Here is a 21387-nt window from a genome sequence, read left to right as displayed (position 1 = left end):
GCCACGACCGTTCATCATCCGGATGGCCAACGAAACGCAACTTTCATCCCACTGCGTCGACCCGGACCGGCTTGCTCGACACGCCGCGCTGTGAAAGGGAATCTTCGGTGTCGTACAACAAGGACCAGGGCGCCGGCCCGACGCGTCAAATTCCGCCGACCGGCGACGGCGCGGTGGATCCGGGGACCCCGCCGCCCCCACCGCCGTACCAACCGGCGCCGGTGGAATCCACCGGCGAGACGCCGTACCAGCAGGGCCAGCCGTCTTACACCGGGCAGACCACCGGAGATGTGCCGTACCAAGCCGGTTACGCACAGCAGTATCCGGAGCAGGGCTCCGGCGGAGTGCCGTACGACGGCTATGGCGAGGACTACGACCCAGCCGAGTATTCCGCGCAGTACACCGGCGACCTCGGCTTCGACGTGCCTGGCCAGCCCGGTGCCGCGCCGGCTGCCGGCCAGCCCGCTGCCGTCCCGGCGGCTCCGTGGGCGCCGGCATCGCCGGCCGCCGGCATGCCGGCGATGCCCGCTTCGGTGCCGCCCGCCGCGCCTTCGAACGTCCGGCCGGGCACGGTGAACACCGCCGTCATCTGCCTGCTCGCCGGGCTGGCCGTCGCGTTGCTGAGCTTCGGCCTGATGCTGCTCAACCAGGACAGCATCGTCGCGGAGACGGTGAAGTCGCCGACGTTCGCCGGCTTCGAGCCCTCCGGAGTAGGGCAGCTCGTGCAGATCCTGATCTACGTGCTCGGCGGCGTCTCCAGTGTGTACGCGCTGGTCGTCGCGATCGTGGCGCTGTTCGTGATGCGCCGCAAGCGCAAGGCCCGGCTGATCGCGGAGATCCTCGCCTGGCTGTGGCTGGTCGCGCAGATCGCCTTCCTGGCCACCGGCGGACTGCAGGGCTCGGCCGCGTACAACACCCTCAACAGCGCCCTCAGCGGCATCCTCATCCTGCTGACCGCGGCGGCCGCCGTGCTGCTGCTCCTACCAGCAACCGGTCGCTGGCTCCGCAACAAACCAGCGAAATAACACCCTCTCCCCGGCCGATAGGCTGCCAGGGTGTCTGATCGCGATGAGCTGCTGGCCCTGATCCGCGACCTCGCCGTGGTGCACGGCCGGGTCACCCTGTCGTCCGGGGCGGTGGCCGACTACTACGTTGACCTGCGCCGGGTGACCCTGCATCACGCGGCCGCGCCGCTGATCGGCCGGGTGATGCTCGAGGTGACCGGCGGTTGGGCGTACGACGCGGTCGGCGGGCTCACCCTCGGCGCCGACCCGGTGGCGACCGCCATGCTGCACGCGGCTTCGGCGGCCGGCCGGAAGCTGGACGCCTACGTGGTCCGCAAGGAAGGCAAGGCGCACGGCCTGCAGCGCCGGATCGAGGGCCCGGACGTGGCCGGCCGGCAGGTGCTGGCGGTCGAGGACACCTCCACCACCGGCTCCAGCGTGCTGGCCGCCGTGGCGGCGCTGAAGGAAGCCGAGGCGACCGTCTGCGGCGTGGCCGTCGTGGTCGACCGCGGTGCCGGCGCCGCCGTACGAGCCGCTGGCCTGGACTATCGGTACGCCTTCTCGCGCGAGGACCTCGGACTCGCCTGATCGCTCGGTCGCGACACGCCGGACCCACCCTTATCGAACACTCGTACTAATGACAGCGTATTCTGTGCCGCGCTGGAGTCGATCGGACGTCGACGACTCCAGCCCCGTCGCCGAGTGTGTTGCGGACGGCGACACGAGTCACATCACCCGTCATGGAAGGGAAAACATGGCCGAGCAGAGCCCGACCGAGCGTTCCGAGGACACGCCGGTGGCCGCCGCCGCGGCCGCTGAGACTTCGGCCCCGGCGCAGGTCACCGCTGCTGGAGATGCGGACATGCCCGCCGAGGCGGCCGAGGACGACGCCGCCGAGAAACCGACCCGCGGCCGCCCCCGCAAGACCGCGGCACGCAAGACCCGGCAGGTCGCCCTGACCCTGACCGTGACCGGGTCCCAGGACGGCGCCGACTGGCAGGCCGAGGTCGTCCACGGCACCACCCGGGTGGTGCCCCAGCTGTCCGTCTCCGCCGCCGCCGTGGTGGCGGCCGCCAAGGACCTGCACCCAGACATCGCCGAGGCGATCGACGGCATCCTGGAAACCGCCCGCGAACAGCACCGCACCCGGGTGGAACAGCTCCAGGCCGAGCTCGCCGCCGCCCAGGAGGCCCTCGCCAACCTGGACGGCGACTCCCAGGCCTAGGCCAAGGCCGCCGTTCCAGACCCCGGGTCAAGAAACTCGACCCAAGATAAGCTCGACCGAATTCCGGGTGGATGCGCCGTATCCACCCGGAATCTCGTTCATCCGCGCCGAAAGGCCGTCGGATTGACGCCGCATTCGCGTTTGAAGGCGACACTCAGCGCGAACGCGTTCGCGTAACCCACTCGCCGGGCGACCGCATCCACCGTGTCGGTGGTGTCCCGCAGCCGATCCGCCGCGAGACAGATCCGCCAACTGGTGAGGTAGCTCATCGGTCCCTCGCCGACGGTCGTACGAAACCGCCGCGCGAAGGCCGCCCGGGAGCTACCGACCTTCTCCGCCAGCAGTCCGACCGTCCACGGATATGCCGGATCTTCGTGCAACAGGCCCAAAGCCGGTCCGACGACCGGATCGGCGAGCGCCCGATACCAGCCAGGATCGTTGGCTCCGGGGCGAGTGAACCAGGCACGCAGCGCCGACACCAGCATCACGTCCAGCAGCCGGTCCAGAATGACCTGCTGGCCGGGCTCCTCGACGCCGATCTCGAACAGCGCCACCTCCGCGACTCGGCAGCGGATGTCCACGGCAGGTACGACCAGTGCCGACGGAAGTCCATCCAGCAGTCGCCGGCTGACCGCACCCGAGACCTGGTACGTGCCAGTGACCAGTACGGACGGGCCGTCCGCGGTGAGGCCGCAGGTACGCGGACCCAGGTGCAGCAGCTCGTCCATGCCGGTTCCGTCCGGGTTGGTACAGCGGTCGTCCGGGTGGACCACCACCTGCGTCGGCGTGCCAGGCGGGTCGGCGACGGTGAATGGTTCGGTGCTGTTCACGATCGCGATGTCGCCGGCCGCCAGTCGTACCGGCTCGCCGTTCGGCGGCACCAGCCAACCCGTACCGCGCGCCATCGTCACCAGCGTCAGCGGCGCCTCGACCGCGAACCGCAGCGACCAGGGCGGGGCGAGGTAGGTCTGGCCGAACAACGCGCCCTCCGCGCGCGCCGAGCTAAGCAGGTCTGTGAGGGCATCCACGCTGACATGCTAGACGCGCAGACATCAAAAGGAGACTTCCAGACATAGCTCGTCTCGCATCGGCTCGGTTGACTGGAATCAGTTACCCGTCGTTGGAAAGCGAGCCGTCCATGTCCATCACATCACTGACCGTGACCGAACGCGAGCAGTTTCTCGCCGAGCCGTATGTCGGAGTTCTCGGAGTCGAGCGCCCCGGACGCGCCCCACTGACCATCCCGATCTGGTACGACTACACACCCGGCGGTGAGGTGCTGGTCTGGACTGAGCCGAGCATGGTCAAGGTCGGCCTGATCAAGGCCGCCGGCCGGTTCAGTCTCTCGGTGCAGCGGACCAATCGGCCGTACCGCTATGTCACCGCCGAGGGTCCGGTGACCGGGTGGGAAGAGCCGGTGCCGACCGAGGTGGCGACCGCGATGGCGGCCCGCTACCTGTGGCCGGAGGAGGCGCGGGAGTTCGTCACGAGCAACCTGGCCAGGCCCACGCTGCTGATCCGGATGCGGCCGAAGTTCTGGTCGAGCATGGCCGAGGAGAAACTCGGGGAGCTCCACACCACCCCGTGAGTGACCACCGGTCACGACAGGCCGGTGGTGACCGCCTCGCTGACCTCGACCACGTTGCCGTCGGCGTCGATTTCCAACGCGCCCGTCAGCAGCCCCACGACCTGTGTCATCCCGTGTGTCTTGGGTGACACGAGCGCCACCCGCCGGCCAAGGCGGTGCACATGTATACGGTCCGCGATCTCGAAAACATGCGGCATGTTATGGCTGATCAGTACGACCGCGAGGCCGCGGTCGCGGATCTTTCCGATCAGTTCCAGCACTTTCGCGGACTCGGCTACCCCGAGCGCGGCGGTCGGCTCGTCCATGATCACCACCCGGGTGCCGAAAGCGGCCGCGCGGGCCACCGCGACCCCCTGCCGCTGGCCACCGGAGAGAGTTTCCACGGTCTGCTGCGCCGAAGTGATGCCGATGCCGAGCTCGGCCATGATCTTCGACGCTTCGGTACGCATGGATTTTGCGTCCAGCATTCGAAAAATGCTGCCCAGCACACCTGGGCGGCGTTTTTCCCTGCCAAGAAAGAGATTCGTCGCGATATCCTGCGAGGGCGCGAGGGCGAGGTCTTGATAGACGGTCTCGATGCCGTGCTGGCGTGCGTCCAACGGGCCGTGGAATCGGACCACCTTGCCGTCCAGTCGAATGTCGCCCGCGTCCGGGATCACCGCGCCGGCAAGGGTTTTGATCAGCGTGGACTTGCCGGCGCCGTTGTCGCCGACGACGGCGAGCACCTCGCGCGGGTTCAGGTCGAAGTCGGTGTTGTCCATCGCGACCACATGGCCATAGCGCTTGACCAGGCCCCGGCCGGTGAGCACGGGTTCGGTCATCGCTGCTGCCTCCTGGCCAGCCGGTCCAACGCCACCGCGGCGATCACGAGTACGCCGGTGGCAACGTCCTGGTAGAGGTCGTCGATGCCGGCCTGCGTCAGCCCCGACCGCAACACCGACACCACCAATGCGCCCAGCAGGGTGCCCCAGATTCCGCCCCGGCCACCAAAAAGACTCGTACCGCCGAGGACGACCGCGGTGATCGACTCAAGATTGGCGTTCTGGTACGCATTCGGGTCGGCGTTGGGCACCCGGCCGAGCGCCTGCCAGGCGGCGATCCCGTACACCAGGCCGGCGATCAGGTAGACGCTGAGCAGGGTTCGCCGAACGTGAATGCCGGACAGCCGGGACGCCTCCGGGTCGCTGCCGATCGCGTAGACGTGTTTTCCCCATGCCGTACGAGTCAACACGTACCAGAGGAAAAGGACCATGATCAGCCCGAGCGTCATCCCGTACGTGACTTCGATGCCGCCGAACAAATACCGCCGGGTGCCCAGATAGCTCAACAGTCCACTGTGGACCTGGATGCTCTGGCCGCCGGCATAAATCAGGCTGAGCGCGGTGATGATGCTGAACATTCCCAGTGTCACGATGAAAGGTGGCAGCCGGATGCTGGTGACCAGCCCGCCGGTGACCCCGCCGAGCGCGGTCGCGACGGCCAGGCCGACCAGCAGCGCCAGGACCGCGGGCATTCCCGCGGCTACCCAACTCGCCATCAAAAGCGTGGCCAGCACGGCGATCGAGCCGTTCGCGAGGTCGATGCCAGCGGTCAGGATGATCAGTGTCTGGCCGAGCGCCAAAGTGCCCACCACCAGCGACTGCTCCAACACCAGGGACATGTTGTCCAGGTCGAAGAAGGTCTTGGTGGTCAACGAAAAGACGATGACCGCGACGACCAGCGCGAGGGCCGGCCCGATCGCCGGCGCTCGGCGCAAGAGCTCACCGAGGCTGGTACGCCTGGAAAGCGCAGCCGTCATTGCACGCTCCTTATCCCCAGCAGTTTTTCAGGCCCCAAGTGGTGTTCTGGCTCTCGATACCGGCCAATGGACGGTCCGTGATGACCGCTGAACCGGTGTTGTGGAAACCGCTCGGCTTGGCACCGGTAGCGGCGTACGCGACGCCCGCGTCGACGCCCTCGATCGCCATCTTGCGCGGGAACTGCATGACCGTGACGGCGAACTGGCCGGCGGCCACATCTCGAACGCCTTCACAACCGCCGTCAATCGAGCCCATGGTGATATTCGACGCCAGTCCACGCGACTTGATCGCGGCGTACGCACCGCGGCCGCTCGGCTCGTTCATCGAATAGACGACGTTGACGTTGGGGTTGCGCTGCAGCAGGTTTTCCATCGCCTGCTGGGCTTTGTTCTGGTCACCATTGGCGGACTGGTGCCCCAGGATCGCCGGCGAGCTGTTGGTCAGGCCGATGCCCTGCAGGAATCCGTTATGGCGCTGGGTGTCCACGGTGGCGCCGGCCGTGCCGTCGATCATCAGCACGTGCGGTTGCGCGCCTTTCAGGGCAGCCTTGAGATAGGCACCCTGCTGGCGGCCAGCGGCCTGGTTGTCGGTGGCATAGGTGGCATCCACCGCGCTGGCCGGCTCGGTGGCGGTGTCCAGCGCGATGACCAGAATGCCGCGCGCCCGGGCCTGTGCGATCGCGCCGAGCACCCCGCTCGCGGTGTTCGGCGTGATCAGGATGGTGGTGACGCCCTGCTGGATGAGGTTTTCGATCGCGGTCACCTGACCGTCGTTGTCGCCATCAAACTTTCCAGCCAAGGCAACAAAGGAAGCACCTTTACTGGCTGCCTCGGCCTTCGCGGCCTGGCGCAGCACGACAAAGTACGGGTTGGTCTCGGTCTTGGTCACCAACCCGATCTTGGCCGGCCCGCCGTGCCCCGCGGTGCTGGTGCCACCCCAGTAGCGCTGTGTGGTGCACCCGGACAGAGCCAAGACCGCGACGACGGTGACCGCCAGCGTACGACTGACGCGCAGTCCCATTCAGACCTCCGGAGTCCGTACGACACGGGCAGGCTCCGGGCACGCTAGTTGCCCGGATCACTCCCGGCAACTGGGGCCGCTCAGGTGTGGTTTGGCACCGGTTTGTCGGCTCGTACGTCCGCCAGCACCGCCTCGAAGATCCCCGCCACCAACTCGACCGCGGTGGGTACGAGTGAGTAACAGATAGTAGTGCCCTCTCGGCGGGTGGTGACCACTCCAGCAGACCGGAGCACCTTCAGGTGCGCCGAAATGGTCGGCTGGGCGACGTCGAAATAGTCGGTGAAATCGCAGGCACAGGTGTCCGGCTCGCGCGCCAGCCGGCGGACGATGCCGAGCCGGACCGGGTGCGCCAGCGCCTTGAGGACTTCCACTTCGTCGAGCACGGTGCTAGCTTAACGCCATATCCCTATATAGCTGATTCTCAATATAGGAGAGGCGCTATGAACGTTGTGCTGGACGAAGCGCTCGACCGGCTGTCCGCAACTGGCCCGGAGTTCCGCGGCGGGCTGAGCAACCACGGCCCGATGGTGGTGGAGGCGTTGGTACGGCTCGGCTGCGACGATGACGTGGAGCACTGGGTCGACGGCTATCTGCCCCAACTCGACGAGCGACCGCGACCGGCCGCCCGGATCACCGAGGAGGGTTGGCGGGACGCGCTGGGCGACTACCGCCGGGTCGGCGACTGGCAGGCGTATTTCGTCGACCAACTCACCTCCGCGCCGTGGCGGGACGTGGTGGCGCAGTGGTGGCCCCGACTGCTGCCTGGCATGATCGCCGGCGCGACACACGGCGTTATCCGTACGTCACAAGCGATCCGCGGCCTCGCCGACGACGCGGCCAGTCCATACCGACGGACCGAACTGGCGACCGGCCTGGCCTACTGGGCGGCTCGGTATTTCGAGCTGCCCGGCGGAAAACTCGGGTCCGGTTCGCGGTCGCCGGCGCAGGCGCTGGCGGCGATGCCCGCTGTCGAAGTGGCCGACGCCGAGCTGATCACCGGGCAGGTCGCGCCGGTGGTGACCTCGCCGGCATTCCAAGAAGCGGTCGGCGAGCTTCGCCCCCCGGCCGCGATCGATGCCGCTTTTGGCACCCTGACAAGGACTTTCGCCGACGTGTACGTCCACTATGGACGGAACAGCCCGATTGGCCTGGTGCACGCGGTGACCGCCCCGACGGCGGTACGATCCATCCTGCCGTTTTTGCCGGCAGCTCTCTGGCGGCCCAGCCACGACGCGCTCTGGCACGTCGGCGCGACCCTCTTCACCGCCTTTGGTCAGGGAAAACCGCAGGACGAGCCGCCCACCGGAGCCGGCCAGCAGCCCGCTGTCTCGGTGGCCGCCGCGGTCGCGAGCGGTGACGCGCATGCCATCAAACTCGCCGAGGCATGCCTGCGAGAACACCAGAAGTCGCCCGACCCGGTCTACTTGCACGCGGCCAGCCGTGGAATGTATGCGGCCGGCTGACGTCAGCAAGCAGGCGCCGGATTTTCCTGTTCCAGTGTGACGGTCAACGCATTCGGCGGGGCTGGCATCACGAGATAGCGCGCCGTGATCTCGCACGGCACGGTAATCCCATATTGGTCGCCGTTATTGACCCCGACTCCTTGACCGTCTACCTGTGCCTCACCCGGCGTCGTCGTGTCAACGATGAAGGAGCCGTCCGGCGCGTGCACCGGATCGCCCAGGGCCGGGAAAGAGTTGATTTTCCACCGCAGGGCACTGAAGTGGCCGATCAGCGTGCCATCGCGGAAGGTGGTCGGATCATTCAGTCGGAACGGGCAGTTCGGCTGCGGAGCCAGCGCGCTCGAGCGTACGCAGATATTGAGCTGAGTGCGGATCTGCTGCTCGTAGAGGTGGCTGGCTGCCGGCGTGAGGGTGGCTTCCATCGGCAGGGTGGCCACTCCGGCACCGGAATATCCTGCGGTGGCCACAATCAATGGCGGATCAGCGGAGGTCACCATCGAAGGCTCCAGCGACTGCGGCACATAACTGCCCGGGAAAACCTGGAAAAGCGTCGGCCCGGGCACCGAGGTCGCCCTTTTCCCATTGAGAGTGAGATATTCGAACGCCTGCGGCGAGTCCAGAGTGACCTGTGCGTACGGGACTGGAATGCGCCAACCCGGCTGTCCGACTGGCGGATGCGGATCCGCGACCAGATAAATGCTGCCGGTGGAGGAAGTGCCGTCGGCGGCGGTGATCTTGATTCGTACCAGCCGCTCCACCGTCTGGTTCTGCGGAAAAGGATCGCCAGCCTCGACCGCCGAGGTCACTTTCCAGTCCGTACGCAGGAAGCCCTTGTCCAGAAACTGTTCCCGTTTCAGATCCGGTTGGGTGGTCGGCCGGGCGATCCGCAATGCGCCGGCCACATCCTTGCGACGCAACGCGTCCAGGAAGCTGGTCACCAACGGAACCGTGCCGTCGTGAGTGGCTCGGTAGAACGAGATGGCCGGGAATGCGCCGATGGCCAGCACCAACACCACCACCCACGCCGTCAGGGTGAGCGCCAGCAGCACGTACGGCGGGCGGCTCCCCGACTTTGCGAACGACGGCATCGGCGCCGGCACGACGGCCGGACCACTCACCGGCAAAGGGATGTCAGGCGGGTTTGGCGCCAACGGCACATCCGGCGCGGGGGTGTCGGCCGGGGGACTGGCAGCCGGCGAAACCTGATCCGGCGGCGCCGCAGCGTCCGCCTTTTCTGGCACTACTGCGACAGGCTCTTCGCCGGTCGACTCTTCCCCGTCAGGGCGTTTCCACCCAGAGTCGTTCATGGTGGTCATGATAGGGACAACTAATTCCGTCGGAGGCCGAATGGGAAGAACAGGTCAGCACGGATAGTCAGGATCGTGCACGCTGCAGTCGATGTCCGTGGCGACCGTTGCGCGTACACCGTTCGGCGGTGTGATGGCGGCCATGAAATTCGGATGAATGTCGCATTCCATCGTGACGGAACAGGTGCCGGGCATCGGGCCCAGGGCGTGACCGCCCACCGATCGCGGCCGCCGTGAGAGTGCCGCCGGTCGGCAGTGTTTTAGCGCTGTCATTGACATATCCGGCGGTGACTGCCGGCCGGTCAACCAGAGGACGTCATTCCGGCAGAATAGGAGCGCAGCGCCGGGACCCGTCCCGGAAAATCTCAGAGCAGGGAGCGCAAATAGGCGGCGCTGGCCGCCACATCGGCCTTGGGCCCGTCACCGGTGGGCGCACCGGCCAGTTTGATGTCCTGCTCGAGGACGTACCAGCCCTGATAACCGGCACCGCTCAACGCTCGTACGACCGCCGCGATGTCTATATCGCCGGCGCCAAGAGGCCGGAAGACACCGTCGGTGACGGCATCGCTGAAAGCAAGCTTGCCGCCGGCTACGAGAGCCGCCTTTTCCTCGTCGACGTCTTTCATATGTACGTGACCGACTCGCTCCGGATGCCTGGTGGCCAGCGCGACCGGATCTCCGCCGCCGCAAGCCACGTGCCCGGTGTCCAGGCAGAGCGGGATGCCGCAGCCGTCCAGGACACGCTGGATCTCGGCCGGCTGCTCAACAACCGTCCCGACATGCGGGTGCAGGACCGCGGCCAGCCCGGCTTCGGCGCACACCGCGACGGCGGCGTCCGCGGTGGCCAGCAGCTGGTCCCACTCGGCGGTCGTCAACTCCGGTCGTACGTCATAGCCGTCCAACCCAGTGGCAGCGGCCAGCACCACCGAATCGCCGCCGGCGCTCTTGAAGCGCTCGATGCACTCGGCGAGCGGGGTCCGCCAGTCGCGGCTGGCGTCGTGCAGCACCAGCGGGGTGAACCCGCCGACCAGCGTCAGCGACTCGGCTTCCAACGCCTCGCGCAGGGCCGGCCCGGCCGCTGGCAGGAATCCGTCCGGACCGGCTTCGGTGGCCGCGAGACCCAGCTCGCGCATCTCCGCCAACACCCGGCGGGGCGGCAGCTGATAGCCCCAGCCGGGCACCTCGGACACCCCCCACGAAATCGGCGCTGCCGCGATTCTCGACCCTGTCATGTGGCTCCTGCTCGTCGTCCGGTGCCCGTCCAACTGAGGCTACCTTCGACCCGCGGATCCGTCGCCACCCCTCGTGCTGGTGATCGTTTGTCAGGCAGGTCTGAGAAAGCTGGCCGGTGCCAGTCCGGATCTCAGGCAGACGAGTGCGGTTTCGGCCGCCGCGACGAGCAGGCTTTGGCGGTCTTCGCCGACCTGCTCGTCGCACTTCTTCGAGGAAAATTTCTCTGACCAGGCAACGAATGTCTTGTCGTCCAACGGCCAACTGGGAAGCTTGGTGAGTTCACGGGCGCGGACCGACAGCTCACGCAGCCGGTCGGCCTCTGGCGGCTCGCACAGCAACGCGGCGAGCCAGACCGCACGGGTAGTCGTCCGCAGATCCGATACCGACAGGCAAGCGGTGAGGCAGTCCCGAAGGTGCCGGCGGGCGGTGTGGGGATGGTGGTCCAGCCGTTCCAGGTCGGCGTACGCGAGCAGGCCCACCCCTCGCAGTTTCGTCCGGTGGTTGGCGCCGCTGAGCTCCAGGCTCTCGGTCAGGCGCTGCCGGCCACGCTCGAACTGGCCCAGCCGCGCGTACGCCCAACCGCAGTACGCCAACGTCTCGATCAGCCAGTTCAGCCGCAACGGCGCCCGGGCCGCGAGCAGTGCCTCGGCCTGCCGGAGCGCTTCGTCGGGATGCCCACTCCAGAGCGCCACACTTGCCCCCCGATAGCCGATCCGATATCGGATCGCGGCATTTTCCTCGATCAGGTCCGCGATCGCGGTGGCGCGGCCCAACAGCTCTCCGGCCTTCCCATAATGGCCCCACTCGCCAGAGATGTTGGCCATGTCCGTCAGGGTGATCACCAGGGTGACGGGATCCGCGGTCGCTTCGGCCGCTCGTACCAACCCGCCGGCCTGCTCGACCGCAGCTGGATCGGCCAGCATCTCGCTGGACGCGACCAGACCGATCCCGATGTCCACCCGGCGACCGGCCTCGGCCGGATCATCCTCGTCGATCAGCGTCAACGCCGTGGTGAGGTGCGTCGATACCTCCCGCGGGCGGCCATGCAGATATGCGAGCCGCCCGGCCCAGTGCGAGAGATGGGCACGCAACGGCACCGGCAGGTCGTCGCCGCGCGCGAGAGCACGCTGGGTGAGCCTTCGTACGATATCGAGATTTACCCTTGGTTGCTCGAAAACCGGTCGCCCAGCGGCCAGCATCTCGGCACTCGCGGCCCACAGTGCTGGATCGTCCGAGTCAAGCGCCCACACCAGGGCGGTGTGGATGTCGTCGAGGTGCGCGGCGGCCGCCGCGACCGCCGCCGGCTCGTCTCGCGGGGCGTCCTCGACCGCTTGCAAAAGGGCGCCGCACCAGCGCAGATGGCCGCGTCTGGCGGCTTGGGACTCGGCCGGATCGGCCCGGTGGGTGGCGAATTCGCGGATCGGTGGGAGCAGTCGGTAATGCAGCTCGGTGCCGCTGTCGACGGTCTGCATCATCGAGTGGTCAACCAGGCTGGTGACCAGCGGCGCGATGTCAGCGACCGGGAGCGGGTCATGCCCACACACCTGTTCCGCCGCGGCAAGGTCGAAGGTGGCCGGGAAAACCGCCAGCCGGGCCAGCAACAGGCGTTCGGCCGGCGGCAGGAGCTGTTCGCTCCACTCGAAAGTGCTCTGCAGCGTGTGTTGGTGAGGCAACCGGTGGTCGGCGGTGGCGGTGAGTACGGCCTGATTGGCCGTCAGCCGGTCTGCGAGGTCACTTATGGACATCGCGCGGAGCCGAGCCGTTGCCAACTCGATAGCCAGCGGAAGGCCACCGAGGTCCCGGCAGATGCCGGCCACCGCGGTCAGCTGGCTGGCCACGTCCAGCCGGGGTCGGATCTGCCGGGCCAACCGGGTGAAGAGCTGGACCGCCGGGCTGGCGGCGATCTGGTCGGACTGCCAGGTCTCCGCGGCGGGCACCGGCAGCGGCTCGACCTCCCAGACAGTCTCGGCCGGCAGGCCCAGCTGATGCCGGGACGTGACCAGATGGCGTACGCGCGGGCATGACCGGCTGAGATGGTCGACCAGGCGGGCGCAGCTACGTCGTACGTGTTCGGCGTTGTCGAAGACGATGAGCCGCTGCTGCCCCTGCAGTATTTGAGCGGTGGCGGCCAGCGGTGATTCGCGGCCGATCGGGGCGTCCAACGCGGACCGCAGCGCCTCGGCGACCAGGTTCGGGCCGTCCGGGGCCGCAGTCTCGGCCGGCAGCCGGCCGCATTCGATCACCACCACGCCGTACGCGTGATCCGGCGCGACCAGCTCGGCGGCGGCCAGCGCGAGCGCGGTCTTGCCGGCGCCGCCCGGGCCGACCAGCGTCACCACCCGGTGGTCGGCGGTCGAGCGAGCCAGGTCGGCGAGCAGCTGGTCGCGGCCGATCAGCGGCTGCGGCTCCGGACCACGGCCGATCCAGCTGCGGCGCAGTGGCTCGGGTCCGGGCTCCAGCTCCGGCTCGTCCTCCCGGAGCACCGCCAGATGCGCTTCGCGAAGCTCCGGACCAGGGCTGACGCCCAGCTCCGCACGCAGGCCTCGCCGAGTCCGCTCGTACGTCGTCAACGCGTTCGCCCGCTGGCCGAGCGCCTGGTAGAGCCGGACAACCCGGGCCTGCAACGGTTCGTTGAGCGGTTCGGTGCCGGCCAGCGGCGGCAGCCACGTCTGTAGGTCGCCCTGCTGGCCAGCGCGCAACTGGGCATCGGCGCAGTCCAACGCGGCCCCGAGATATTCCTGCTCGACGGCTGTCACCGCTGGTTGCATGCCCTGCAGACCGCCGAGGTCGTCGAGCGTACGACCGCGTCGAAGGCCAATCGCCGCGCGCAGCAACCCGGCCGCCTGATCGCTGCGGTCCGCCATCCGGGCCGCGTTCACCAGCTGGCGAAAGCGCTCCAGATCCACCTCGACCGCCGCCGTGTCCAGCAGGTAGCCACCGGAAGATGACCTGATCAGGCGGTGCTTCACCGGGCTTGACCGGTCTGGTTCCAGCGCCTGCCGGAGTGCGGCGACATAGTTCTGCAAGGCGGCCACCGCGCTCGGTGGCGGCGCTTCGGACCAGATGAACTCGACAAGGGCGTCGCGGGACACCGGGCGGCCGGCCGCGAGCGCCAGCAACGCCAACACGGCCCGCGGTTTGGGCCCGCCGAGGGGGATCTCCACCTCGGCGGCCGCGGCCCGCCGGAATGCCCGGAGCGGACCGAGCACCTCCAGCCGTACCACCGACACCTCGTCAGGTCCCAAAATGCCACTCCGGTCTGCCTGCTCCCCGGCGTCATCGTATGACTCGGTGTCGACGCCCGTGCCCAGTCCGGAATGTCGGAACATATGTGACCTGTTGGCGACCTCCAGGTGAACTCTGCTGTCGGCGGTTGCTCCGGAGTCCCTCGCTGCCGCTCCATAAGGGGGTGACTACAGGGCTGATCATCGTTGTCGTCGTCACCGCGCTGGCGTTCGACTTCACCAACGGATTCCATGACACGGCGAACGCGATGGCGACCTCGATCGCCACCGGCGCCCTGAAACCCCGGATCGCGGTGCTGGTCTCCGCGGTCCTCAATCTGGTGGGCGCGTTCCTGTCCATCTCGGTGGCGGCGACCATCGCCTCGGGCGTGGTGGACGCGAAAGTCGTCACCCCGCAGGTCGTCTTCGCCGGCCTGGTCGGTGCCATCGCCTGGAACCTCGTCACCTGGTATCTCGGGCTGCCGTCCTCCTCCTCGCACGCGCTGATCGGCGGCGTGGTGGGCGCGACCCTGGTGGCGGTCGGACCGAACGCGGTGAAATTCGCCGGCATCATCTCCAAAGTGCTGGTTCCGGCGGTGATTTCCCCACTGCTGGCCGGTTTGGTGGCCGGGATCGCGACGTACGTGGCGTACAAACTCACCGACAAACAGCGCCAGTCCACGGTCAAGACCGGGTTCCGGATCGGCCAGATCGCGTCCGCCTCGCTGGTTTCGTTGGCACACGGCACAAACGACGCGCAGAAGACGATGGGCGTGATCACCCTCGCGATGATCACCGCGGGCCTGCTACCAGCCAACTCGGCGCCGCCGGTCTGGGTCATCCTCGCCGCCGGCCTGTCCATCGCGGCCGGCACGTACATCGGCGGCTGGCGAGTCATCCGTACGCTGGGCAAGGGCCTCACCGAGATCGAGAGCCCGCAGGGCTTCGCCGCCGAGACCGCCTCCGCGGTCGTCATCCTGGCTTCCTCACACGCCGGTTTCCCGCTGTCCACCACGCATGTCTGCTCCGGCGGGATCATCGGCGCCGGGGTCGGCAAGCGGCTCGCCCGGGTGCACTGGGGCGTCGCCGGCAAGATGGCGGTGGCCTGGCTGCTCACCCTGCCGGCCGCCGCGATCGTCGGGGCGCTGGTTGGCCAGGGCGCGAGCCTGCTGGGCGCACCCGGCATCTGGATCATGGCCGTGGTGGTCGCCGCGTTCGGCTTCGGCATCTACCTGCTGTCCCGGCGGAACTCGGTCAGCGCCAACAACGTGAACGACTCGGTGAACCCGCCGCAGCCGGTCGCCGTCGCCACCGGGGTAGGAGCCTGAACATGAACAGTCTGATCAACGTCAGCGCCCTTGCCCAGGTCATCGTCACCGCGCTGATCGCCGGCGTCCTCATCGTGACCTTGTACGCGCTCGGAATCGTGGCTGTCAGCAAAGCGCCGCTGCGCGCTCGTACGGACGGCAAGACCGAGTCCACCGAGCCGGCCAGCGGTGGCATCGCCTGGCTGGCCCTCGCGGCCCTCTGCTTCCTCGCCTACGCCGCCGCCATCGTCATCGGCGTAGTGGTCATGCTCAGCAAGGGCTAACCCTTCGTAGCCGCTCCTCTTGCCGGAGGAAGGACCTCACTGCGGGTGAGCGGTCTCCACCTGCCATCTCCACCCTGATCTCCACCAGCGGGAGGTCCTTATCCACCCACCTCGCCGCCTAACGTCTGGTTTGTCAAACAAGCCAACGAAAAAGCAGGTGGGACAAATGGCAGCACTGCTGGACTTCATGCTTTACCGGATGATCTATCTCGGCGCGATCGCGGTCGGCCTCATCATCCTGGTATTCGTCGCGATGGTGATCCTGAAGAAGCTCGGGCTCTGGCATCGCACTCGCGAGCTGGCCGAGCCGTTCGTACGGCAGCAGCTGAAAAATCGCGGCGGGGTCTCGGCGCTCATCGAGAAGCAGCTGCCGGTCAACCAGAAGAACGGTGACCGGTCATGAACATCCTGATGGAGCTGCTGCTTGAGCGCGTTGTCGTCGGAGCCGGTATTTTCGTCGGCATCATCGTGTTGCTGTTCGTGCTGGCCATCATCTACAAGAAGTTCGTCAAGTAACGGGGTTCGGGTGACCAGGGGTTTCGTCGTACGGCTGGACCAGCTGCTCTCCAGCTCCGACCCGGAAACCGGTTGGGCCATCCGGTTGCTCGGCACCGCGCTGCTGATCGCCAACCTGATCCTGGCCCGCCCCGGCGAGCCTGCCGTGGTCGGCTGGACGGTGCTGATCGTCGGGTTTCTGGCCTGGGTGTTCGCCGCACTCCTGGATGGGCGACTGGGCTGGCAGTCAGTGGTCGCGCTGGCCCTGTCGGCGGCGCTGCCGACCGTCCTGCTCGGCCCGAGCCCGGACAGCACCGCATCCCTCGCGGTCTTCATCCCTTTCGCGGTCTTCGCCGCCCACCTGCGGGTCCGGGTCGCACTGGTCATCGCGGTCGCAGTGCTGATGGCCGCGATTGGCTGCGCCAGCCTGCTCACGTACCACCGCGGCCCGGTCGAGATCGTCAGCGACTTCGTGGTGCTGTTGATCCTGACCGCTTTCGGGCTGGCCCGCCGGCGCTACCGGCTGCGCGCCGAACAGACCCGTGAGCTGCTGGAACAGACCAGGCTCGCGCAACGCGAGCAGGCCCGGGCGGCGGCGTTGGACGAGCGGGCCCGGATCGCTCGCGAGATGCATGACGTGCTGGCGCACTCGCTCGGCGCGCTCAGCGTGCAGCTCGATGTCGCCGAAGGGCTGCTGAGCGAGAAGCGCGATGTCGAGGGCGCCCTGGCCCGCGTACGCCGATCCCGCCGACTCGCCGTTGAAGGCCTCGCCGAGGCTCGGGCCGCGGTGGCCGCCCTCCGCGCCGACATCCCGCCGCTGCGCGACGCGCTCACCGAGCTGACCGACGCGTACCAGCGCGACCATGATGTCGAGGCGACCTTCCAGGTCACCGGCCCGCACCGGGCACTGTCCCCGGCCGCTGAGGTGTCACTGCTGCGTACGGCCCGAGAGGCCCTGACCAACGCGGCCAAGCACGCTCCCGGTTCGCCGGTGTCGATGGCCCTGGACTACACCGAGGAGAGTATTCGTTTGAGCGTACGAAATATCGCCGCTGCCGTGCCGCCGCCAACCACGGTCAACGGCTTTGGACTGGCCGGCATGCGAGAGCGAGTCGCGCTGGTCGGCGGCACCCTGTCCGCCGGCCGCGACGACGGCTCATGGCTGGTCGTCGCGGAAGTGCCAGCAACGTGATCCGCGTCTTGGTGGTGGACGATCAACAGATCATGCGCGACGGTTTGGTCGCGCTCCTCGGACTGCTCGACGACGTACACGTGGTCGGCGACGCGGGCGACGGCCAGGCGGCCCTCGACCTGTTGGCCGAAACCACCGCCGACGTCGTCCTTATGGACCTGCGTATGCCCGTACTCGACGGTGTGGCAGCTACCCGCCACATCACCGCCCGGCACCCGGAGACCGCCGTCCTCATCCTCACCACGTACGACGACGACACCTCCATCGCATCCGCCCTGCAGGCCGGCGCCCGCGGCTATCTCACAAAAGACGCCGGCCGAGTGGAAATCGCCGCCGCCCTGCACTCCGCCGCCGCCGGCCAGTCCACCTTCGACCCAGCCGTCTCCCGCCGCCTCGTGGCCGCCTTGACCCGTACGGACACACCGCCGCCCCGCCGTACGCCTCCGGACGGTCTCACCGAACGGGAGGCGCAGGTCCTCGGCTTGATCGGCCAAGGCCTCAGCAACGCCGACATCGCCAGCACGCTTTTTATCAGTCAAACCACGGTGAAAACGCACATCAACAACGCCTTTGCCAAGATCGGCGCCCGCAACCGCACCGAAGCCACCCGCTACGCCCACCAACACAACCTCGCGAACCCCTGATAGTGGCGGGGCTATTCCGTTGTACTCGTGAGTGGGGCCAAAGACCTGTTTCGCACCGTGGACTACGGGCATGATGGACGCAGAGTGACTGACGGGGAGACGAGATGAGCGTGCCGACACCGGTGATCAAGGACTTCGACCTTTTGGACGCCGTCGTACGAGACTTGGCCGCGATCGACGACTGGTCGGTTTTCTGGCACCCGGTCAATTCGTCATTCCTCGGCCGCGACTACGCCGAACGCGTCCGTACGGCCACCGGCTGGACTCCCCACCTACCCAACTCCGAAATGCCAAACGGAACCACGTCCGTTGAATTCCAACTCCCTTGTGGTGGCTGCGTCGATGCCGAGGCGACCGTCGTCAGCGTGAAGCGGCCCGACCCGCTGTGGTCCCTGCGGATTGAAGCGGCAGGCGTGACGACGGACGCAGTTGACGCAGCCCGCTCGCTGGCGATCGCCGCGACGAATGAGTACGCCCACCGAATCGCGGCACTGCTGGGTGCGCCAGAAATTGGTCCTGTCGCCGTGTCAGGTAACGAAACCGAGCAACCTCTGGATGTGGATTTTCCCGGTGCCATAGCAGGTTGGCAGCGAACGAACGGGATCATCAGGCTCGTCGCCGGCCAGTACGGCCCGCTGTTCGCTGACGAAGACGCATATTTTTCGATCGGCTTGGATGTGCGACCTGGTGATCGCCGTGGCTGACCCCGCAAGACCAAGAGCGACAATCCCCAGCCTTCAGCAGCTCCGCGATGAAGTTCTAGCAGTTGAAAATCAACAAACGGTCGAGCCACCAGTCCCACAAAGACTGGCACAGGCAATCGCGGAGCTGCAGGCTCGAGGCATTCACGTACGGAATGTGCCGGAGCTGCTGGGATACCTGGCGCACTGCGTGGCCACCGTCCAAGAAGGGCAGCCAGGTTTCGACTTGGCTTCCTACCGTACCGATGACGGCAGCTGGCTACCATTCGCCGCAACGGGAATGCGATTTTTCTACGGTGGTTTCGTATGCGACCCGCAGCAGCCAGGTAGCACAGAACGCCTGGTTCCCTCACGAGCGATCGCAGAACGGGCTGTCGATCATCTGCAGGCCCAGGAATACCCGGCAACAACGTTGGAGCGCCTTGGCGACGCGGCAACTATCGACCGGCTGAATTTATGGGACACCAAGTTGACCAAGCCGCTGCAGCCCTATCTGGACTCCATGGCAGCATCGCGACCAGAGTTGGCCGAGCGAATTCGCGGCGCTCATGGCCGGGCCGACTTGAAGAAATTCGCGGCGTTGGTGTGGAAGGAGGGGCTTTCGGCGCAGTATGCGCGGGAGGCCGGTGGACCGGTGGCGGTGATCAATACGGCGCCGTACGAGCGGCAGACCTGGTTCGAAAACGAACGACCGGCCGCGCTGGGCAACGGCCACACGACCCGTGACGACATCACGTACGCCGGATTCACCCACGCACCGCTCACCGCCGCCGAAGCGGCCGCGGGACAGAAATCCCAGCCACTGAACGCATTCACCGGGCCGCTCACCGACCGGCAAGCCGACGACTACATGACATTCCCCACAGCACCGGCACAACCAGAACAACTCGAGGGACTACAGACCCACGCAAACCTCGAAGAGCTCTACCAACACGCGGTCCACACCCGCGACAAAACGTACGCCTCAACCCCCGCGGCCATCGCGCGCCCACCAACACCCGCACCCCACCCACGCTACCCGCCGAGACCACACCGCCCGACCCGCTGAGCAGCCGGACTTTTACTTTGCGGAAGGCGGTTAGCGAGAACCGTCCTGGAAGAGCTCCTCAGCACGCCACGAGGCATCGTGACGACCGGTGTCGGCGACCACGCCGTGCGCATTCGGGATGGGGAATCGGTTGGTGGCCACGATCAGCAGCTCATCCACCTGCGCGTCGTTCAGTCCCTGGACAAGGTTCAACAATTTTTCCCTGCTGGTCATGGTTCCAGCATACGTGTGGCAAACGAAAACGCTGGCAGTGGTCACCTTCACCGGCCGCGTTTCTTCGGTTTCCAGACGACCAGCGCGTTCTGGCTCATCGGGACGAGGTCGCGACGGTACGACGCGTGCACCGCGGCCTGGACCTCGGCGACGTGGCGGTGCGCGGCTTCCAGGTCGGCGACAAGCTCATGCACTCGTTCCTGCAGTGCGACGACCTGGTTCTCCAGGTCGATGATCCGCTTGATGCCGGCGAGGTTGACGCCGTCTTCCTGTGACAGCCGCGAAATCGACCGCAACAGCGCCACATCGCGGGTGCTGTAGCGGCGGCCTCCGCCAGCCGTCCGGCCGGGCTGCACGAGCCCAAGTCGGTCGTACTGGCGGAGGGTCTGCGGGTGCATACCGGACAACTGGGCGGCCACCGAGATCACGAAGACCTTGGCGTCTTCCGGTACGCCGATGACATCATCAACCATGGCGACCCACCTCTCGCTCCAGGTCGGCGCGTGGGTTCTCGTCGACCAGCTCGGCATACGCCTTCAGCGCGGTCTGCGCGTCCTCGGAGAGGTTTTTCGGTACGACCACGTCGATCGTGATCAGCAGGTCGCCAATGCCGCCTTTGGGCTTGGAAACTCCACGGCCACGCACCCGCAAGGTCCGGCCGCTGGGGGTGCCGGCGGGCACCTTGACGGTGACCGCGCCATCCAGGGTCGGCACCCGGATGGAGGTGCCGACCGCTGCCTCCGGAAAGGTGACCGGCACGCGCAGCGTCAGATCGTCACCGTTACGCCCAAAAAGCTCGTGCTTGCGGACGTGTGCGATGACGAAAAGGTCGCCAGGAGGACCGCCGCGGCGGCCGGGCATGCCCTTGCCGCGGATCCGGATCCGCTGCCCATCGGTGACACCCGGCGGGATGCGTACGTTCAGAGTCCGCGTCTTGGTGACGCCACCGGTTCCCCGGCAGGAGGGGCATTTCTCGTCCACCACCGTGCCGGCGCCCTGACATTCGCGGCATGGCTCAGAAAAACTGAACGAGCCCTGATCACGACTGACCAGGCCACTGCCGTGACAGACCGGACACGTCCGCGGCGCGGTGCCCGGTTTCGAGCCCGATCCGTGGCAGGTGTCGCAGGTGCCCGGGGAGTTCAGCGTCAGCGGCAAAGTGACGCCATGCGCGGCCTCGTCGAAATTCAACGTGGCCTCGGCCTCGATGTCACCGCCCCGGTTGGGGCCAGATGCCCGGCCCCCACCACCAAAAACCGAACCGAAGAGGTCACCGAGGCCACCGGCCGGCCCGGTGCTCGGACCGGGACTCTGGCCGGCACCGCGCAACAGGTCAGAGAGGTCGAAAGGCACGCCGCCAGCACCGGTGTCGCCGGCCTGTCGGCGGAAAGCACCGGCACCGAAAAGCGACCGCGCCTCGTCGTATTCCTTGCGTTTGGCGACATCGGAGAGCACACCATTCGCCTCGGAGACCTCTTTGAACTTGCGCTCGGCCTCGGCGTTGCCGGGGTTCTTGTCCGGGTGCAGGTCGCGGGCGAGCGTACGGTATGCCTTTTTGATCTCGTCCTGGCTAGCTTTTTTCGAGACGCCCAGCGCCTTGTAGAAGTCCTTTTCCAGCCAGTCCCTCGCACTCACCGGGC

The 21387-nt window shown here is 67.2% G+C and carries 23 protein-coding genes; 12 read left to right on the top strand and 11 right to left on the bottom strand.

What is annotated here, in order from left to right; all coding sequences use genetic code 11:
• Window positions 1-107: 107 nt before the first annotated feature.
• The 3 genes from ABD301_RS15445 (at window position 108) to ABD301_RS15435 (ending at window position 2229) form a co-directional block, all read left to right on the top strand.
• Complete coding sequence (locus tag ABD301_RS15445) at window positions 108-1025, top strand: hypothetical protein (protein WP_344310915.1); 918 nt, start codon at window positions 108-110, stop codon at window positions 1023-1025.
• 30 nt (window positions 1026-1055) lie between these two features.
• Window positions 1056-1592 (top strand): orotate phosphoribosyltransferase, encoded by a 537-nt coding sequence (locus ABD301_RS15440; protein WP_163567747.1) that lies wholly within the window; start codon window positions 1056-1058, stop codon window positions 1590-1592.
• A gap of 166 nt (window positions 1593-1758) precedes the next feature.
• On the top strand, window positions 1759-2229 hold the full coding sequence (locus tag ABD301_RS15435) for a DUF6319 family protein (protein ID WP_344310913.1): 471 nt from the start codon (window positions 1759-1761) through the stop codon (window positions 2227-2229).
• A 98-nt stretch (window positions 2230-2327) separates the two neighbouring features.
• On the opposite strand, the gene ABD301_RS15430 is transcribed toward ABD301_RS15435, so the two are convergent.
• Entirely contained in the window at window positions 2328-3257 is a 930-nt protein-coding gene (locus ABD301_RS15430; RefSeq protein ID WP_344310911.1) for an AraC family transcriptional regulator, read from the bottom strand.
• 110 nt (window positions 3258-3367) lie between these two features.
• Here ABD301_RS15430 and ABD301_RS15425 point away from each other — a divergent pair, with 110 nt between their 5' ends.
• A complete protein-coding gene (locus tag ABD301_RS15425; RefSeq protein WP_163567749.1) occupies window positions 3368-3817 on the top strand; it encodes a pyridoxamine 5'-phosphate oxidase family protein in 450 nt (149 codons plus the stop codon).
• Window positions 3818-3828: 11 nt separating this feature from the next.
• On the opposite strand, the gene ABD301_RS15420 is transcribed toward ABD301_RS15425, so the two are convergent.
• The 4 genes from ABD301_RS15420 to ABD301_RS15405 all read right to left on the bottom strand — a co-directional run bounded on the left by ABD301_RS15420 (window position 3829) and on the right by ABD301_RS15405 (window position 7019).
• Complete coding sequence (locus ABD301_RS15420) at window positions 3829-4638, bottom strand: ATP-binding cassette domain-containing protein (protein WP_344310909.1); 810 nt, start codon at window positions 4636-4638, stop codon at window positions 3829-3831.
• Window positions 4635-5615, bottom strand: coding sequence for an ABC transporter permease (locus ABD301_RS15415; protein WP_163567750.1), 981 nt, complete (start codon window positions 5613-5615; stop codon window positions 4635-4637). The genes ABD301_RS15420 and ABD301_RS15415 overlap by 4 nt, the downstream gene beginning before the upstream one ends.
• Before the next feature lie 10 nt (window positions 5616-5625).
• A complete protein-coding gene (locus tag ABD301_RS15410) occupies window positions 5626-6636 on the bottom strand; it encodes a substrate-binding domain-containing protein (protein ID WP_344310906.1) in 1011 nt (336 codons plus the stop codon).
• Between the two features lie 80 nt (window positions 6637-6716).
• Entirely contained in the window at window positions 6717-7019 is a 303-nt protein-coding gene (locus tag ABD301_RS15405) for an ArsR/SmtB family transcription factor (protein WP_163567751.1), read from the bottom strand.
• A gap of 57 nt (window positions 7020-7076) precedes the next feature.
• On the opposite strand from ABD301_RS15405, the gene ABD301_RS15400 reads away from it, so the two are divergent.
• The gene (locus ABD301_RS15400; protein WP_344310903.1) at window positions 7077-8099 is read left to right on the top strand and encodes a questin oxidase family protein; all 1023 of its coding nucleotides are present in this window, start codon (window positions 7077-7079) and stop codon (window positions 8097-8099) included.
• Between the two features lie 2 nt (window positions 8100-8101).
• On the opposite strand, the gene ABD301_RS15395 is transcribed toward ABD301_RS15400, so the two are convergent.
• The 3 genes from ABD301_RS15395 to ABD301_RS15385 form a co-directional block, all read right to left on the bottom strand.
• Complete coding sequence (locus ABD301_RS15395) at window positions 8102-9406, bottom strand: hypothetical protein (RefSeq protein WP_344310901.1); 1305 nt, start codon at window positions 9404-9406, stop codon at window positions 8102-8104.
• A 365-nt stretch (window positions 9407-9771) separates the two neighbouring features.
• Window positions 9772-10638, bottom strand: coding sequence for a TIM barrel protein (locus tag ABD301_RS15390; RefSeq protein ID WP_163567755.1), 867 nt, complete (start codon window positions 10636-10638; stop codon window positions 9772-9774).
• 90 nt (window positions 10639-10728) lie between these two features.
• Window positions 10729-13884, bottom strand: a complete 3156-nt coding sequence (locus tag ABD301_RS15385) for an AfsR/SARP family transcriptional regulator (protein WP_344310898.1) — start codon at window positions 13882-13884, stop codon at window positions 10729-10731.
• 164 nt (window positions 13885-14048) lie between these two features.
• Between ABD301_RS15385 and ABD301_RS15380 the strand changes: the two genes are divergently transcribed.
• The 7 genes from ABD301_RS15380 to ABD301_RS15350 all read left to right on the top strand — a co-directional run bounded on the left by ABD301_RS15380 (window position 14049) and on the right by ABD301_RS15350 (window position 19534).
• Entirely contained in the window at window positions 14049-15191 is a 1143-nt protein-coding gene (locus tag ABD301_RS15380) for an inorganic phosphate transporter (protein WP_279579858.1), read from the top strand.
• Window positions 15192-15193: 2 nt separating this feature from the next.
• Window positions 15194-15454 (top strand): hypothetical protein, encoded by a 261-nt coding sequence (locus tag ABD301_RS15375; protein ID WP_344310896.1) that lies wholly within the window; start codon window positions 15194-15196, stop codon window positions 15452-15454.
• Between the two features lie 166 nt (window positions 15455-15620).
• Window positions 15621-15857, top strand: coding sequence for a hypothetical protein (locus ABD301_RS15370; protein WP_163567761.1), 237 nt, complete (start codon window positions 15621-15623; stop codon window positions 15855-15857).
• A 123-nt stretch (window positions 15858-15980) separates the two neighbouring features.
• Window positions 15981-17141 (top strand): sensor histidine kinase, encoded by a 1161-nt coding sequence (locus ABD301_RS15365; protein ID WP_344310894.1) that lies wholly within the window; start codon window positions 15981-15983, stop codon window positions 17139-17141.
• Window positions 17138-17785: a response regulator transcription factor gene (locus ABD301_RS15360; protein WP_344310892.1), complete on the top strand. Its 648-nt coding sequence runs from the start codon at window positions 17138-17140 to the stop codon at window positions 17783-17785. Before ABD301_RS15365 ends, ABD301_RS15360 begins: the two co-directional genes overlap by 4 nt.
• A gap of 164 nt (window positions 17786-17949) precedes the next feature.
• Complete coding sequence (locus ABD301_RS15355) at window positions 17950-18489, top strand: hypothetical protein (protein ID WP_163567762.1); 540 nt, start codon at window positions 17950-17952, stop codon at window positions 18487-18489.
• Complete coding sequence (locus tag ABD301_RS15350) at window positions 18461-19534, top strand: hypothetical protein (RefSeq protein WP_344310890.1); 1074 nt, start codon at window positions 18461-18463, stop codon at window positions 19532-19534. Before ABD301_RS15355 ends, ABD301_RS15350 begins: the two co-directional genes overlap by 29 nt.
• Before the next feature lie 30 nt (window positions 19535-19564).
• Here the strand turns inward: ABD301_RS15350 and ABD301_RS15345 are convergent, their stop codons facing one another.
• Genes ABD301_RS15345 through dnaJ form a run of 3 tightly spaced genes read right to left on the bottom strand, consistent with a single transcriptional unit; the run spans window position 19565 to window position 21382 of the window.
• Entirely contained in the window at window positions 19565-19747 is a 183-nt protein-coding gene (locus ABD301_RS15345; RefSeq protein ID WP_279579860.1) for a hypothetical protein, read from the bottom strand.
• A 47-nt stretch (window positions 19748-19794) separates the two neighbouring features.
• Window positions 19795-20220, bottom strand: coding sequence for a heat shock protein transcriptional repressor HspR (locus ABD301_RS15340; RefSeq protein ID WP_163567764.1), 426 nt, complete (start codon window positions 20218-20220; stop codon window positions 19795-19797).
• Window positions 20213-21382, bottom strand: a complete 1170-nt coding sequence (gene dnaJ / locus ABD301_RS15335; protein WP_163567765.1) for a molecular chaperone DnaJ — start codon at window positions 21380-21382, stop codon at window positions 20213-20215. Before dnaJ ends, ABD301_RS15340 begins: the two co-directional genes overlap by 8 nt.
• Between the last annotated feature and the right edge of the window lie 5 nt (window positions 21383-21387).

It is taken from the genome of Fodinicola feengrottensis (assembly GCF_039530045.1).
Taxonomy (GTDB): domain Bacteria; phylum Actinomycetota; class Actinomycetes; order Mycobacteriales; family HKI-0501; genus Fodinicola; species Fodinicola feengrottensis.
Note: the sequence above shows the minus strand (reverse complement) of the source record. Positions and strands in the feature narration are given on the sequence as shown.